At 60.6% G+C, this 15,168-nt stretch carries 11 protein-coding genes; 7 read left to right on the top strand and 4 right to left on the bottom strand.

All coding sequences use genetic code 11. The features are described 5' to 3' along the window. Positions 1–396 precede the first annotated feature (396 nt). Complete coding sequence (locus tag AC06G5_RS23315; RefSeq protein ID WP_413428118.1) at positions 397–3,291, bottom strand: ribonucleoside-diphosphate reductase subunit alpha; 2,895 nt, start codon at positions 3,289–3,291, stop codon at positions 397–399. Positions 3,292–4,031: 740 nt separating this feature from the next. Between AC06G5_RS23315 and AC06G5_RS23310 the strand changes: the two genes are divergently transcribed. Together AC06G5_RS23310 and AC06G5_RS23305 are read left to right on the top strand one after the other, a co-directional pair. Beyond that, positions 4,032–4,754 carry a response regulator gene (locus tag AC06G5_RS23310; protein WP_413428119.1) on the top strand — a complete coding sequence of 241 codons (723 nt, stop codon included), beginning with the start codon at positions 4,032–4,034 and terminating at the stop codon, positions 4,752–4,754. Further along, a complete protein-coding gene (locus AC06G5_RS23305) occupies positions 4,751–6,361 on the top strand; it encodes an ATP-binding protein (RefSeq protein WP_413428120.1) in 1,611 nt (536 codons plus the stop codon). The genes AC06G5_RS23310 and AC06G5_RS23305 overlap by 4 nt, the downstream gene beginning before the upstream one ends. 126 nt (positions 6,362–6,487) lie before the next feature. Here AC06G5_RS23305 and AC06G5_RS23300 read toward each other — a convergent pair whose 3' ends face one another. Both AC06G5_RS23300 and AC06G5_RS23295 read right to left on the bottom strand, forming a co-directional pair. Next, on the bottom strand, positions 6,488–7,213 hold the full coding sequence (locus tag AC06G5_RS23300; RefSeq protein ID WP_413704136.1) for a 4'-phosphopantetheinyl transferase family protein: 726 nt from the start codon (positions 7,211–7,213) through the stop codon (positions 6,488–6,490). Positions 7,214–7,304: 91 nt separating this feature from the next. Beyond that, positions 7,305–8,096, bottom strand: coding sequence for a dienelactone hydrolase family protein (locus AC06G5_RS23295; protein WP_413428122.1), 792 nt, complete (start codon positions 8,094–8,096; stop codon positions 7,305–7,307). A 145-nt stretch (positions 8,097–8,241) separates the two neighbouring features. Here AC06G5_RS23295 and AC06G5_RS23290 point away from each other — a divergent pair, with 145 nt between their 5' ends. The 3 genes from AC06G5_RS23290 to AC06G5_RS23280 all read left to right on the top strand — a co-directional run bounded on the left by AC06G5_RS23290 (position 8,242) and on the right by AC06G5_RS23280 (position 10,985). Beyond that, positions 8,242–8,844, top strand: coding sequence for a hypothetical protein (locus tag AC06G5_RS23290; RefSeq protein WP_480458399.1), 603 nt, complete (start codon positions 8,242–8,244; stop codon positions 8,842–8,844). A 120-nt stretch (positions 8,845–8,964) separates the two neighbouring features. Then, entirely contained in the window at positions 8,965–9,642 is a 678-nt protein-coding gene (locus AC06G5_RS23285) for a response regulator transcription factor (protein WP_111281548.1), read from the top strand. After that, the gene (locus tag AC06G5_RS23280; RefSeq protein WP_413428124.1) at positions 9,639–10,985 is read left to right on the top strand and encodes an ATP-binding protein; all 1,347 of its coding nucleotides are present in this window, start codon (positions 9,639–9,641) and stop codon (positions 10,983–10,985) included. Before AC06G5_RS23285 ends, AC06G5_RS23280 begins: the two co-directional genes overlap by 4 nt. 161 nt (positions 10,986–11,146) lie before the next feature. On the opposite strand, the gene AC06G5_RS23275 is transcribed toward AC06G5_RS23280, so the two are convergent. After that, positions 11,147–12,145 carry an AraC family transcriptional regulator gene (locus AC06G5_RS23275; RefSeq protein ID WP_413428125.1) on the bottom strand — a complete coding sequence of 333 codons (999 nt, stop codon included), beginning with the start codon at positions 12,143–12,145 and terminating at the stop codon, positions 11,147–11,149. A gap of 338 nt (positions 12,146–12,483) precedes the next feature. On the opposite strand from AC06G5_RS23275, the gene AC06G5_RS23270 reads away from it, so the two are divergent. Both AC06G5_RS23270 and AC06G5_RS23265 read left to right on the top strand, forming a co-directional pair. Beyond that, positions 12,484–13,818, top strand: a complete 1,335-nt coding sequence (locus AC06G5_RS23270; RefSeq protein ID WP_413428126.1) for a dicarboxylate/amino acid:cation symporter — start codon at positions 12,484–12,486, stop codon at positions 13,816–13,818. Positions 13,819–13,962: 144 nt separating this feature from the next. Then, positions 13,963–15,144 carry a CaiB/BaiF CoA transferase family protein gene (locus AC06G5_RS23265; RefSeq protein WP_480458395.1) on the top strand — a complete coding sequence of 394 codons (1,182 nt, stop codon included), beginning with the start codon at positions 13,963–13,965 and terminating at the stop codon, positions 15,142–15,144. The last annotated feature ends 24 nt before the right edge of the window (positions 15,145–15,168 follow it).

Genomic DNA, 15,168 nt, shown 5'->3' with positions numbered 1-15,168 from the left:
CGTTTAACCAGTCAGCACGCGTTATCGTTAGCGCCCATCGCGAGCAAGCTCGCTCCTACAGTCGATGGTGTTTATCCAGGAAAAACCTGGCCCCCTGTAGGAGCGAGCCTGCTCGCGATGGACTTAAGAGCGCCACGTTTAACCAGTCAGCACGCGTTATCGTTAGCGCCCATCGCGAGCAAGCTCGCTCCTACAGTCGATGGTGTTTATCCAGGAAAAACCTGGCCCTTTGTAGGAGCGAGCTTGCTCGCGATGGACTAAAAGGCGCCGCGTTTAACCAGTCAGCGCGCGTTATCGTTAGCGCCCATCGCGAGCGAGCTCGCTCCTACAGGCAGGTAAAAGAAAACCCCCGACAAGCCGAAGGCCTGTCGGGGGGTTTTGTGTTACCGGCTCAGCTTATTGGCAAGCTTCGCAATCCGGCTCGTCGATGGCGCAAGCCTTCGGCACTGGAGCAGGGCCGGCTGGCGCTGCCAGGACCGAATCTTCACCGTGGTTGCCACCGCTGGAAACAGCGTTCAGCTTGCCGGTGTTGATGGTCGACTTCTCGGTGCTGGTCGCAGCCAGGGCACGGAGGTAGTAAGTGGTCTTCAGACCGCGGTACCAGGCCATGCGGTAGGTCACGTCCAGCTTCTTGCCCGAAGCGCCGGCGATGTACAGGTTCAGCGATTGAGCCTGGTCGATCCACTTCTGACGACGGCTGGCGGCGTCGACGATCCACTTGGTGTCCACTTCGAATGCAGTCGCGTAGAGCTCTTTGAGTTCTTGCGGGATGCGCTCGATCTGCTGCACCGAACCGTCGTAGTACTTCAGGTCGTTGATCATGACCGAGTCCCACAGGTCGCGAGCCTTCAGGTCGCGAACCAGGTACGGGTTGATCACGGTGAATTCGCCCGACAGGTTCGATTTCACATACAGGTTCTGGTAGGTCGGTTCGATCGACTGCGACACGCCGGTGATGTTGGCGATGGTCGCGGTCGGTGCGATGGCCATGATGTTCGAGTTACGAATGCCTTTCTGTACACGGGCGCGAACCGGTGCCCAGTCCAGGGTTTCGTTCAGGTCGACATCGATGTACTTCTGGCCGCGAGCCTCGATCAGGATCTGTTGCGAATCCAGCGGCAGGATGCCTTTGGACCACAGCGAACCGTTGAAGGTCTCGTACGCGCCACGCTCGTCGGCCAGGTCGCAGGAAGCCTGGATCGCGTAGTAGCTGACCGCTTCCATCGACTTGTCGGCGAACTCTACGGCAGCGTCGGAACCGTAAGGAATGTGCTGCAGGTACAGCGCATCCTGGAAGCCCATGATGCCCAGGCCGACCGGACGGTGCTTGAAGTTGGAGTTCTTCGCTTGCGGCACCGAGTAGTAGTTGATGTCGATCACGTTGTCGAGCATGCGCACGGCGGTGTTCACGGTGCGTTGCAGCTTGGCGGTGTCCAGCTTGCCGTCGACGATGTGGTTCGGCAGGTTGATCGAGCCCAGGTTGCAAACGGCGATCTCGTCCTTGTTGGTGTTCAAGGTGATCTCGGTGCACAGGTTCGAGCTGTGGACCACGCCGACGTGCTGCTGCGGGCTGCGCAGGTTGCACGGGTCTTTGAAAGTCAGCCATGGGTGGCCGGTTTCGAACAGCATGGACAGCATCTTGCGCCACAGGTCTTTGGCCTGGATGGTCTTGAACAGCTTGACCTTGCCCGGGTACTCGGTGAGGGCTTCGTAGTACTCGTAGCGCTCTTCGAAGGCCTTGCCGGTCAGGTCGTGCAGGTCCGGCACTTCGGACGGCGAGAACAGGGTCCACTTGCCGTCATCGAAGACGCGCTTCATGAACAGGTCAGGGATCCAGTTGGCGGTGTTCATGTCGTGGGTACGACGGCGGTCATCACCGGTGTTCTTGCGCAGCTCGATGAACTCTTCGATGTCCATGTGCCAGGTTTCCAGGTAGGCACACACAGCGCCTTTGCGCTTGCCACCCTGGTTAACGGCAACGGCGGTGTCGTTGACGACTTTCAAGAACGGCACGACGCCCTGGGATTTGCCGTTGGTGCCCTTGATGTACGAACCCAGCGCACGAACCGGCGTCCAGTCGTTGCCCAGGCCGCCAGCGAATTTCGACAGCATGGCGTTGTCGTGGATCGCGTGGTAGATGCCCGACAGGTCATCCGGCACGGTGGTCAGGTAGCAGCTCGACAGCTGTGGACGCAGGGTACCGGCGTTGAACAGGGTTGGAGTCGACGCCATGTAGTCGAAGGACGACAGCAGGTTGTAGAACTCGATCGCGCGGTCTTCACGGGCTTTCTCTTCGATCGCCAAGCCCATGGCCACACGCATGAAGAAGATCTGCGGCAGTTCGAAACGCACGCCATCCTTGTGGATGAAGTAGCGGTCGTACAGGGTTTGCAGGCCCAGGTAGGTGAATTGCTGGTCGCGCTCGTGGTTGATTGCCTTGCCCAGTTTTTCCAGGTCGAATTCGGCCAGCACAGGGTTCAGCAGTTCGAACTCGATGCCTTTGGCGACGTAGGCCGGCAGTGCCTTGGCGTACAGGTCGGCCATTTCGTGGTGGGTGGCGCTTTCGGCCACGCCGAGGAAGCCCAGGCCTTCGGCGCGCAGGGTGTCCATCAGCAGGCGCGCGGTCACGAACGAGTAGTTCGGCTCGCGTTCAACCAGGGTACGGGCAGTCATCACCAGGGCGGTGTTGACGTCGTTCAGGGCCACGCCGTCGTACAGGTTCTTCAGGGTTTCGCGCTGGATCAGGTCGCCGTCGACTTCTTCCAGGCCTTCGCACGCTTCGGTGACGATGGTGTTCAGGCGGCCCATGTCCAGCGGCGCCAGGCTGCCGTCGGCACGGGTGATGCGGATCGACGGGTGAGCGTTGACCGCTTCTTCGGCCGGCGCACGCACGGCACGTTCCTTGGAGCGGGCATCACGGTAGATCACGTAGTCGCGAGCCACTTTCTGCTCGCCGGCACGCATCAGGGCCAGTTCGACCTGGTCCTGGATTTCTTCGATGTGGATGGTGCCGCCCGATGGCATGCGACGCTTGAAGGTCGCGGTGACCTGTTCGGTCAGGCGGGCAACGGTGTCGTGGATTCGCGACGAGGCGGCAGCGGTGCCGCCCTCAACTGCGAGAAACGCTTTGGTGATGGCGACGGTGATTTTGTCATCGGTGTAGGGAACGACAGTGCCGTTACGCTTGATCACGCGCAGTTGGCCAGGCGCGGTGGCGGACAGATCCGAATTCGAATCAGCGGCCGGCGGCAAGGTGCCCTGCGGGTTCTCGCGAGTTGTGTCGGTTTGCATGGGGGAGTGTCTCCACATTCTCTATGTTTGTTTGGGCACCATCACGGTGCCCACCGTTCCGTCCTGAAGCACTACAACCGGCGAGCGCCGGGCATAACAACTTCGGGACAGTAGGAAGGGGGCTTTATCGGGCGCCGCTTCCATGCCGAAGTCTTTGGTCTCACGCCTTGGGCCTGAAACCGGGATCCATTGCAGGTGACAGTCGGGACTGCAACACCCGTACCGTTTTCGCCACTCGGGGCCGAAATACAGTAGCCATCCGCACGCGCGTTTTGGTCTTTCGAAAATACGTTTGGTTCAACCGGACAGAGGCAATAATAGCGCTTGAAATTGGTGTCTGGTTTGTGTTTGGTTTTTTGCGCAAAACCCCATATCTAGGGTTTTTTTAGCGCCGGGCTACAAGATAATGCGTTTTAGGGGGGGATTGCAACGTACTACCTGTGGATAAACCTGTGCGTAAATTGTGTGTGAAAGAGGGAACCGGCGTGTAGGCCGCGACACTGCTGGACCGGACCTTTTTTCAGCAATTTTCTACGATCGAAAATGCTCGTTCGGATTTTTAAGGGCGCGAACCCTATCACAAAAAACCCTGTTGTCCGAACGCATTTACCCGCTTGTGTTCTCGACGGGCGGCGTTTATACAATCGGCCCAGCGTGTATACATATTTATCTTCCCGAATCATTACAAAAAGACGGGCGGATCCTTCCTTATTAGTGTTTTTGGCAAGCAGAGGTCACCCGTGGAGCAAGAAGCCTGGCAGGTATTGATTGTGGAGGACGACCAGCGACTGGCCGAACTGACCCGCGATTACCTGGAAGCCAATGGCCTGCGTGTATCGATCGAAGGCGATGGAGCGCTTGCTGCGAACCGCATCATCAAGGAGCAACCGGACCTGGTGATCCTCGACCTGATGCTCCCCGGTGAAGATGGCCTGAGCATTTGCCGCAAGGTCCGCGCCCGATATGACGGCCCGATCCTGATGCTCACCGCCCGCACCGATGACGCTGACCAGATTCTCGGCCTGGACCTGGGGGCTGACGACTACGTGTGCAAACCGGTACGCCCGCGTCTGCTGCTGGCGCGCATCCAGGCCTTGCTGCGTCGCAGTGAAGCGCCCGAAGTCGCCCCGGAAAAACAGCGGCGCCTGCAGTTCGGCCCGCTGATCGTCGACAACGCCTTGCGCGAAGCCTGGTTGCAGGGCAACGGCATCGAGCTGACCAGCGCCGAATTCGACTTGCTCTGGCTATTGGTGGCCAATGCCGGTCGCATCCTCTCCCGGGAGGAAATCTTTACCGCACTGCGGGGCATCGGCTATGACGGCCAGGACCGCTCCATCGATGTGCGCATCTCGCGCATCCGCCCGAAGATCGGCGATGATCCGGAGCATCCACGGCTGATCAAGACCGTGCGCAGCAAAGGCTATCTGTTCGTTCCCGAGGCTTGCGTAGACCAGACCCTGTGAATTCGATCTTCCTGCGCATCTATGGCGGCATGTGTGCCGCGCTGATTCTGGTGGCGGTGCTCGGTGTGCTGGCGTTGCACCTGCTCAATCAGGTGCGCAGCGAGCAATACCGCGAGCGCCTGGCCCACGGCACGTTTTCGCTGATGGCCGACAACCTGCAACCGATGAACCAGACCGAGCGTCACCGGGCCTTGCTGGTGTGGGAGCGGCTGCTGGGCATTCCGCTGGCGCTGAAAACCTTTACCGAGACTGACCTCGACCTGACCCAGCGCACTCGTGTGTTGCGCGGCCAGGCATTGGTGGAACAGACCGGGCCGCACGCGGCGAAGGTGTACAAGCTGGTCAGCGACAAGGAGCAGTTGATGCTCACCGGGGAAGTGCAGCAGATCAGCGAACAACTGGCCCGGGCGACCATCTACCTGTTGACCGATGAACTGGTGCGGACTCCGGTAGCCGACCAGCCCTTGCGCCTGGCGCAATTGAAGGAGAGCAAGGGCTTCGGCTTCGAGCTGCGCCTGGTCACGGTTGACGAGGCGGACATGGACGAAGACCAGAGCCGCCGGGTGTCCGAGGGCGATACGGTGATGGCGCTGGGCAAGGGGGGCGATTCGATTAGGGTGTTTGCCGGCATGGTCGGCACGCCGTGGGTCCTGGAAATCGGCCCGTTGTACCAGATGAATCCTTATCCCCCGGAATGGCTGGTGCTGATCGCCGCGCTGGGCCTGACGCTGATCGGCCTGATCGTTTATCTGTTGGTGCGTCAGCTCGAGCGCCGCTTGCGTGGCCTGGAGGCCGCGGCCACGCGCATCGCCAAGGGCAGCCTGGAAACCCGCGTGCCGGCGCGCGGCGCGGATTCCGTAGGGCGCCTGGCCTCGGCCTTCAACGGCATGGCTGAACACCTGCAACAGTTGCTGGCGATCCAGCGTGAACTGGTGCGCGCGGTGTCCCACGAATTGCGCACGCCGGTGGCGCGCCTGCGCTTTGGCCTGGAGATGATCGGCTCGGCCACCACGCCACAAGCCCTGGAAAAATACTGCCAGGGCATGGATCACGACATCGAGGACCTCGACCGGCTGGTCGACGAGATGCTGACCTACGCGCGGCTCGAACAGGGTTCTCCGGCGCTGAACTTTCAGCGGATCGATCTGGATGCCTTGGTCAATCAAGTGATTGAAGAGCTGGCGCCGTTGCGCGCCGACGTCACGGTACAGCGCGGGTTGTGCCTGTCGGCAGCCGATAACGACGATGCCTGGGTCGAGGCCGAACCGCGTTATCTGCACCGGGCGATCCAGAATCTGGTGAGCAATGCCATGCGCCATGCGCAATCACGGGTGACCATCAGCTATCAGGTGGGGCAGCAGCGATGCCGGGTGGATATCGAGGATGACGGGCCGGGGGTGCCGGAGTCGGCATGGGAGAAGATCTTTACACCGTTCCTGCGTCTCGACGACAGCCGTACCCGTGCTTCTGGAGGCCATGGGTTAGGCCTGTCCATTGTGCGACGCATCATCCATTGGCATGGCGGGCGGGCGTTGATCGGCAAGAGCAAAAGCCTGGGTGGTGCGTGTTTCAGTTTGAGTTGGCCGCGGAATCAGGAGAAACGCTGAGATTTTCGGTGAATGTTCAACCGCTTTCGCGAGCAAGCCCGCTCCCACATTGGGCTTTGTGAACACTACAGATCCAGTGTGGGAGCGGGCTTGCTCGCGAAGGGGCCCTGCCATGCGCAAAAAAACTCAGGCCCTGATGCTGACCAGACTCAACAACTGCCCATCCTTGACCCCGAACTGCGCATCCAGCTCGGTGCCGTTGCGCCATTCGCGGGACAGATCGGTGAGCAGCCGCAACCGCACCTCTCCCGACTCAGACCACTCCAGCACTTCGGCGTGTTCGAAATAAAACCGTTGCTGAACGATCGGATAGAGCGCCTTGAACAGGCTTTCCTTGACCGAGAAAGTCAGGGTGACCAACAACGCCCGTAGATCGTGATCACCGGCCGCCATGCGCTGTAGCTCCGGCGGATTGAGGATTTCCCCGGCCAGGCGTTCGGCCCGATCGGCATTGAGCAGGACTTCCAGATCCATGCCCAGGCCGCGCCAATGGCTTTTGTTCGCGACAATCGCCGCGGCCCGGCCAGTGCTATGGGTGATCGAGCCAGTGATATGGGCAGGCCAGACCGGTGCCCGGTCTTCACCGATGGCCGGAATGTAGCCCAGGCCTTCGAGCCGCTGTAACGCGGCCCGCGCGCACACCCGCCCGGCGAGAAACTCCGCCTGCCGTTTGGCGACAGAGCGCTGAATGCTCGCCGGTGCCTCCACAGCACTGCGCTGAAAGTCATCGCTGGCCAGTCGGGAGCTATCGAAATGAGTGCTCAGCAGGACCGTATCGGGCAGCACAAACGGCAGCGGCCAATGGTCATCGAGGGGGGTGCAGCAGACGGGCAGGGCATGAGTGGAGTTCATGCGGGGCATTTTGCCGGGTTGCCCTGGGGCTGGGTAGTAGCAGACGGCTTTTGTGGCGAGGGGGCTTGCCCCCTCGCCACAAATATCAGGGTTAACCAAAGATCCTTTTGAAGAACGCCTGCATGTCCGCCCAGGATTTTTCATCCGCAGTCTTGTTGTAGCCAATGTCCGGCCCGCCATGATCGCCATGGCCAAGTCGATCGGCATCCGGGTTGGTGAAGCCATGCCTGGCGCCGTCGAGGCTGACGAATCTGTAGTCGGCGCCGGCCTTGTCCATCTCGCTCTTGAAAGCCGTGATGTTTTCCTGGGTGACGATGCTGTCCAGTGCTCCGTGCTCCACAAGGATCTTCGCCTTGACGCTGCCTGGCGTTGCCGGTGTATTGGTCGTCAGCGCGCCATGGAAACTCACCACGCCTGCCAATGGCACGCCCTGTCTTGCGGCATTGAGCACCACGCCACCACCGAAGCAGTAGCCGATGGCGGCGATTTTATGCGGATCGGTTTGCGGTTGTTGCTTGAGCAGGTCGAGCCCGGCCTGAAACCTCGCGCTCGACACGGCACTGTCTTTTGCCACGGCTTGCATGAAGGCCATGGCGTCTTTGGGGTGCTCGGTGTTTTTGCCGTCACCGTACATGTCAATGGCCAGGGCGCTGTAGCCCAGGCCGGCAAGGTCACGGGCGCGGCGCTTGGCGTAGTCGTTGAGTCCCCACCATTCATGCACCACCACGACGCCGGGGCGCGGACCCTTGAGGGCATCGTCGTAGGCGTAATAGCCGATCATTTTCGTGCCATCGGCACTCTGGTAGGGGATTTCCCGGGTCTGGATGGCAGCCTGGCTGAGCCCGCTCAAGGCCAACAGGAGGACGGCGAAGAACATGCGCATGATCGGAACTCCTCTTGAAAAGTGTCGAAACATTCGGGAGGGGGCGGTTCAGCCCGGGTTCAGAGTGCGTTCAGGGGGAGTTCAGGGCTCGGTGCGTAACCTTGCCCCGTACCCAATAAACAAACGGCACATGAGGACACTCCCAATGACTGGATTCAAAAAACTGCTTCTGGCATTCACTGTACTGGGCGCAAGCACCGCAGCCTTCGCATCCGACGATAACTTTGCCAGCATTACTCTTGGACAGACCAGCGACAAGGTCAAAAAGTCCCACGCCCTGAACGACAACCTGAACCATCCGAACGCCGATGGCGTGATCGGCAAGGACACCACCTGGGGTGTCCGTCTGGGCCAGCAAAACACCAAGGGCCGGTACTACGCCACTTACGACAATGTGTCGGGCTCGCACAACGGCATTAAACTGCGTCAGGAAAACCTCCTGGGCAGCTACGATCTGTTTTACCCGGTGGGCGGTAGCACCAGGCTGTTCGGTGGTGCCACGGCCGGCCTGACCAAAATGACTCAGGAGTCGCCAGGCTTCAGCCGCGACAGCGATATCGGTTACGCCATCGGCGCCCAGGCGGGTGTGCTGCAACAGGTTTCGCAGAACACCTCGGTTGAACTGGGTTACCGTTACCTGCGCAGCAACGCCAGCACCGAGATGAGTCAGCGTGGTGGCAGCAAGCGGGGTTCGCTGGACCTGACCAGCAGCGCCCAGACTTACCTGTCCGCCAACTACGCTTTCTGACAAGCGTTTCGCGAGCGGCCTGTGCCGGATCAACCCGAGTGGCTGGTCCGGCATTGCCATGTTAGCTATCGAGGTGCGACGTTGTGCCTCTGGAGATGTTGATTTGCCCGGGAGAGCGTTATGAAACTGCTGGTCGTCGAAGATGAAGCGCTGCTTCGTCATCACCTGAAAACCCGCCTGACGGAGAGCGGCCATGTGGTCGAGTCCGTGGCCAACGGCGAGGAGGCGCTGTATCAGACCGCGCAGTTCAACTTTGACCTGGCGGTGATCGACCTCGGTCTGCCGGGCATGAGCGGTCTCGACCTGATCCGGCAGTTGCGCTCAGGTGGCAAAACTTTCCCGATCCTGATCCTCACCGCGCGAGGCAACTGGCAGGACAAGGTCGAAGGCCTGGCCGCCGGTGCCGACGATTACGTGGTCAAGCCGTTTCAGTTCGAAGAACTGGAGGCTCGCCTGAATGCCTTGCTGCGCCGCTCCAGCGGCTTCACCCAGTCGACCATCGTTGCTGGTCCGTTGCTGCTGGACCTGAACCGCAAGCAGGCATCCCTCGACGATCAGCCGTTGGCACTGACCGCGTATGAGTACCGCATTCTCGAATACCTGATGCGTCACCATCAGCAAGTGGTGCCCAAGGACCGCTTGATGGAGCAGCTCTATCCGGATGATGACGAGCGTGATCCGAATGTGATCGAGGTGCTGGTCGGTCGTCTGCGCCGCAAACTGGAGGGGCCGGGCGGGTTCAAACCGATCGATACCGTGCGCGGCCTGGGCTACCTGTTCAATGAGCGTTGCACTTGATCCGTTCGCTGCGCATCCGCTTGATGCTCGCCGCCACGCTGTTGGCGGTGTTGTTCATGCTGGCGTTGCTGCCGGCGATGCAGGGGGCCTTCAGCCTGGCGTTGCAAGACTCCATCGAGCAGCGTCTGGCATCGGACGTGACTACGTTGATCTCTGCCGCCCGGGTGGAGAACAACAGCCTGCAGATGCCGGAGCAGCTGCCCGACGAACGCTTCAACCTCACCGACAGCCGATTGCTCGGCTACATCTATGACCGTGAGGGGCATCTGGTCTGGCGTTCGAAGGCGACCCGGGAAGAACACATCAATTACAAGCCGCGCTACGACGGACGTGGCAACGAGTTTGCGCGGATCCGTGAAGCCAATGGCCAGGAGTTCTTCGTCTACGACGTCGAGGTCAAGTTGCTCGGTGGCAAAAGCGCAGCCTTCAGCATCGTGGCGCTGCAGCCGGTTCGTGAGTACGAACTGACCCTGGAAGGCCTGCGAGAAAATCTCTATCTGGGTTTTGGCGCGGCACTGCTGGTGCTGCTGGCGTTGTTGTGGATCGGACTGACCTGGGGCCTGCAGGCATTGCGGCGCTTGAGCCAGGAACTGGATCAGATCGAAGGTGGCACCCGCGAAAGCCTCAGTGAGGAACATCCCCGGGAATTGCTGCGCCTCACCGGTTCTCTCAACCGGTTGCTGCACAGTGAGCGTGAGCAGCGCAGTCGCTACCGTGATTCCCTCGATGACCTGGCCCATAGCCTGAAAACGCCGCTGGCGGTGTTGCAAGGCGTCAGCGAAGACCTGGCCCTGCGTCCGGAGGATCGCGATCAGGCCTGGGTTCTGCAAACCCAGATCGAACGCATGAGCCAGCAGATCAGCTACCAGTTGCAGCGCGCCAGCCTGCGCAAAAGCGGTCTGGTACGTCATCAGGTGCGTTTGCACCCGGTGCTGAAAAGCCTGTGCGACACGCTGGACAAGGTTTATCGCGACAAGCGCGTGCACGTCGCGTTCGACCTGCCCGACCCGTGCTACGTACCGATCGAGCAGGGCGCTCTATTGGAGATGATGGGCAACCTGCTGGAAAACGCCTATCGCCTGTGCCTGGGCGAAATACGCATCAGCGTGCGCGAAACCCTTGGCGGCATCGAGTTGTGTGTCGAGGACGACGGCCCCGGCGTACCACAGGATCAACGCGCACGGATTCTCGAGCGCGGCGAGCGCCTGGACCGTCAGCACCCGGGGCAGGGCATCGGCCTGGCGGTGGTCAAGGACATCATCGAGAGCTACAGCGCCAAGCTGACCTTGGGCGATTCACCGATGGGCGGGGCGGCGTTCCGGATTCATTTTCCGGTGGTATGACCTGGAGTTTGATTGTGCTCTTTCGGGCCTCTTCGCGGGCAAGCCCGCTCCCACATCGGCCGAAGTTGTTCAAAAATCATCTGACTAACTCAATACCCTGTGGGAGCGGGCTTGCCCGCGAAGAGGCCAGTGAACACACCAGAAAAAATTGCTCCTGAAACTCAGTTCTCCTGCGCCCGATAAGCCCCCGGCGTCAGCCCCGTCCACTTCTTGAACGCCCGGTGAAATGCCGACGGCTCGGAAAACCCCAGAAGCTCGGCGATCTGTTGCAACGACAGGTCGGCGCGGCTCAGGTGATAAATCGCGATGTCCCGGCGCAACTGGTCCTTCAACTCCTGAAAGCTCGATCCCTCTTCCCGCAAATGCCGGCGCAAGGTCTGCGGACTGATGTGCAGCTGCGCGGCCACGGCTTCCAGATCGGGCCAGCGTGAACTGTCGCGACTGAGCAAACGGCGCAAGCGGCTGCTCAAGCTGTCGCCATCGTCCGGGCGCGAGAGCAGGTCGGCGGGGGAGCGCTCGAGGAAATGCTTGAGGGTGCGTTCATCCTGCAACAGCGGCATGGCCAGGTAGCGGCTGTGAAACAACAGGCTGCTCTGGGGGCTGGAAAACTCGAGCGGGCAGGAAAACAGCAGGTCGTACTCGGCGCCGTGTTCCGGCCGGGGGTAGCTGAACGCGGCCTGTTCCAGGCGAATGCGCTGGCCGATCAGCCAGCTGCCGAAACGGTGCCAGATCACCAGCAGGCTTTCGCTGAGAAAATGATCCGGATCCCAAAGTTGCGAGTCGTCGAGGCTGAGGCGGACCCATTCATCTTCGCGGCTCAGGGTCAAGCGCGGAGCCCCGGGGAATAGGCTATAAAACAATAAGCCGCGATTGAGTGCCTTATCCAGGCTGCGGCAGTGAATCACGGCATGGCACATCATCGCGAAACTGCCCGGCCTGCTGGGGGCTTGCCCGAACCCCAGGTACTCGTCGTCCAGTGCCAGCCATAAGGCCTGAATCAGTTGGGTGAATTGCTCTGGAGCGATGCGCGCCCGGGGTTCGTCCAGCAACTCGGGGCTGATCCCCAGTTGTTGTAGCAGGCCCGAAAAGTCGTAGCCGTGCCGACGCGCACCGCCAAGGGCGGCGCGGGCGAAATGACTGGCAATGGTGCGTTCGCGCATGACAGCAGTTCTGACCGTTGAACGACGGATGGTAGCTGCGCACTGCGGGCGTGAACAGGGCGGATATCCGCCAAATTGCAGGACGTCTTTTAATGGAAGGGCGGAAATCCGCCACATGATTGTAACCGTCCGGTGACAGGGAAATCGCTGCGACCCCTGATATCAAAAGGCTTGCAGGGATTTTGCGCAAGGTGGCACGGGCCTTGCGATACAACATGCAGATGCCTGCCGTTGCGCAGCTCGAAAAAACAAATCCCTCCAGTGCAGGAGGGTTCGCAATTGCGGTGTTGCGGGCAACAGCTGGATGTTGCCACCGGGCACCCTTGAGGAACTTTGCAATGACGACTCGTCAGCCACTGTACAAATCCCTGTATTTCCAGGTGATCGTTGCAATTGTCATCGGTATCGCACTCGGTCATTACTACCCACAGCTCGGTGTGGCCGTTAAACCGTTGGGTGACGGGTTCATCAAGCTGATCAAAATGATCATCGCCCCGATCATCTTCTGTACCGTTGTCAGCGGTATCGCCGGCATGCAGAGCATGAAGTCGGTCGGCAAGACCGGTGGTTATGCGCTGCTGTACTTCGAGATCGTTTCGACCATTGCCTTGTTGGTCGGTCTGGCCGTGGTCAACATCGTGCAGCCAGGCAATGGCATGCACATTGACGTCGCTACCCTGGATGCCTCCAAGGTTGCCGCTTATGTTGCGGCCGGTGCTGACCAAAGCGTCGTCGGCTTCCTGCTGAACGTGATCCCGACCACCATCGTCGGCGCCTTCGCCACCGGCGACATCCTGCAAGTGTTGATGTTCTCGGTGATCTTCGGTTTCGCCCTGCATCGCCTGGGTGCCTACGGCAAGCCGCTGCTGGACTTCATCGATCGTTTCGCCCACGTGATGTTCAACATCATCAACATGATCATGAAGCTCGCGCCAATCGGTGCCTTCGGTGCCATGGCGTTCACCATCGGTGCCTACGGTGTCGGCTCGCTGGTGCAGCTGGGTCAACTGATGGCGTGCTTCTATATCACTTGCCTGCTGTTCATCCTGATCGTACTGGGTGGTATCGCTCGCGCCCACGGCTTCAGCGTTCTGAAAATGATCCGCTACATCCGTGAGGAACTGCTGATCGTGCTGGGCACTTCCTCTTCGGAGTCGGTGCTGCCACGCATGCTGATCAAGATGGAACGTCTGGGTGCGAAGAAATCCGTAGTAGGCCTGGTGATCCCGACCGGCTACTCGTTCAACCTCGACGGTACCGCCATCTACCTGACCATGGCCGCGGTATTCATTGCCCAGGCCACCGACACCCACATGGACATCACGCATCAGATCACCCTGCTGGTGGTGTTGCTGCTGTCGTCCAAGGGTGCTGCGGGCGTGACCGGTAGCGGTTTCATCGTACTGGCTGCGACCCTGTCGGCGGTGGGCCACCTGCCGGTTGCCGGCCTCGCGCTGATCCTCGGCATCGACCGTTTCATGTCCGAAGCCCGTGCCCTGACCAACCTGATCGGCAACGCCGTTGCCACCGTCGTCGTGGCCAAGTGGGTCAAGGAACTGGACACCGACGTGTTGCAAGCGGAGCTGGCCTCTGGCGGTCGCGGCATTGCCGACGAGCCTAAAGACGATGTTTTGGGCCACGTCGAAGGGGCAACCCCGACCAACGCCAAGTAAGCCTTGTTGTAATGAAAAACCCGCTTCGGCGGGTTTTTTCATGCCCGGTGATTGAGCACAACGGTCACTGCACATGGCGCATAAGGTGATTGCTGCAAAGCGATCGGCTGCCTAGGCTGTGGGCATCGTCAAGGGAGAACGCTCATGCCCGGTCCACTGGCATCACTCAAGGTTCTGGATTTCTCGACATTGCTGCCGGGGCCGTTCGCCTCGTTGCTGCTGGCGGACATGGGCGCCGAAGTGCTGCGCATCGAATCACCGACCCGCATGGATCTGCTGCGGGTGTTGCCGCCCCACGATCAAGGCGTGTCAGCCAGCCACGCCTACCTCAACCGCAACAAGCGCAGCCTCGCCCTGGACCTCAAGCAACCCGAGGCGCTGGAGGTGATCAAGTCGTTGCTGCAGGACTACGACATTGTGCTCGAGCAGTTCCGCCCGGGTGTCATGGAGCGTCTGGGCCTGGGTTACGAAGCCCTGAAGGCGATCAAGCCCGAATTGATTTATGTGTCGATCACCGGCTACGGTCAGACCGGCCCCTACAAGGACCGCGCCGGCCATGACATCAACTACCTGGCCTTGTCCGGGCTGGCGAGTTACACCGGACGGGCCGACAGTGGGCCGCTGCCGTTGGGCATGCAGGTGGCGGATGTCGCCGGTGGCTCGTTGCACGGGGTGGTTGGCTTGCTGGCGGCGGTCATTGCCCGACAGCAAACCGGTCAGGGCCAGCACCTGGATGTCAGCATGACCGACTGCGCGTTCAGCCTGAATGCGATGGCCGGTGCCGGGTATCTGGCCTGTGGCGTCGAGCCGGGGCCGGAAAACCAGGTGCTCAATGGCGGCAGCTTCTACGACTACTACCGCTCCAGGGATGGGCGCTGGCTATCGGTGGGCAGCCTGGAGCCGGCATTCATGAAGCAGTTGTGCACGGCGTTGGGGCTGGAAGAATTGGCCGGCCTCGGCCTGTCGCCGCAACTGGTGCATCGGCAACAGCTTAAGGACGCGCTGACGGTCGAATTCGAAAAACATGACTTTGCCGAGTTGTGCGCGCTGTTCGCGGAGCTGGATGCTTGTGTCGAGCCAGTGTTGAGCCTGGGAGAAGCGCTGCGTCATCCGCAGTTGCAGGCACGGGAGTTGGTGGCGCAAGTGCCGCGGGGCGACGGATCAAGCCAGGCGCAGATGGCGTGTCCGCTGAAGTTTTCGCAAGGTTTGCCTGAGCCCCGGCATATTGGCTCGGTGCTGGGGCAGCATACGGATCAGGTGTTGGGGGAACTGGGGTTCAGTGCGCAGCGGATTGCTGAATTGCGGGTCGCCAAGGTCATTCTCTAGCGTCTGCTCCGGCCTCTTCGCGAG

This window comes from Pseudomonas sp. WT-JTC (assembly GCF_056711565.1).
This window is presented reverse-complemented; position numbering and strand designations above follow the sequence as displayed.

What these genes read in the sequence shown, in the direction of transcription:
- AC06G5_RS23295 (WP_413428122.1), bottom strand. Translation starts at nt 8,096, where the DNA reads ATGCGCATGTTCTTCGCCGTCCTCCTGTTGGCCTTGAGCGGGCTCAGC.
- AC06G5_RS23265 (WP_480458395.1), top strand. Translation starts at nt 13,963, where the DNA reads ATGCCCGGTCCACTGGCATCACTCAAGGTTCTGGATTTCTCGACATTG.
- AC06G5_RS23290 (WP_480458399.1), top strand. Translation starts at nt 8,242, where the DNA reads ATGACTGGATTCAAAAAACTGCTTCTGGCATTCACTGTACTGGGCGCA.
- AC06G5_RS23270 (WP_413428126.1), top strand. Translation starts at nt 12,484, where the DNA reads ATGACGACTCGTCAGCCACTGTACAAATCCCTGTATTTCCAGGTGATC.
- AC06G5_RS23300 (WP_413704136.1), bottom strand. Translation starts at nt 7,213, where the DNA reads ATGAACTCCACTCATGCCCTGCCCGTCTGCTGCACCCCCCTCGATGAC.
- AC06G5_RS23285 (WP_111281548.1), top strand. Translation starts at nt 8,965, where the DNA reads ATGAAACTGCTGGTCGTCGAAGATGAAGCGCTGCTTCGTCATCACCTG.
- AC06G5_RS23275 (WP_413428125.1), bottom strand. Translation starts at nt 12,145, where the DNA reads ATGCGCGAACGCACCATTGCCAGTCATTTCGCCCGCGCCGCCCTTGGC.
- AC06G5_RS23315 (WP_413428118.1), bottom strand. Translation starts at nt 3,291, where the DNA reads ATGCAAACCGACACAACTCGCGAGAACCCGCAGGGCACCTTGCCGCCG.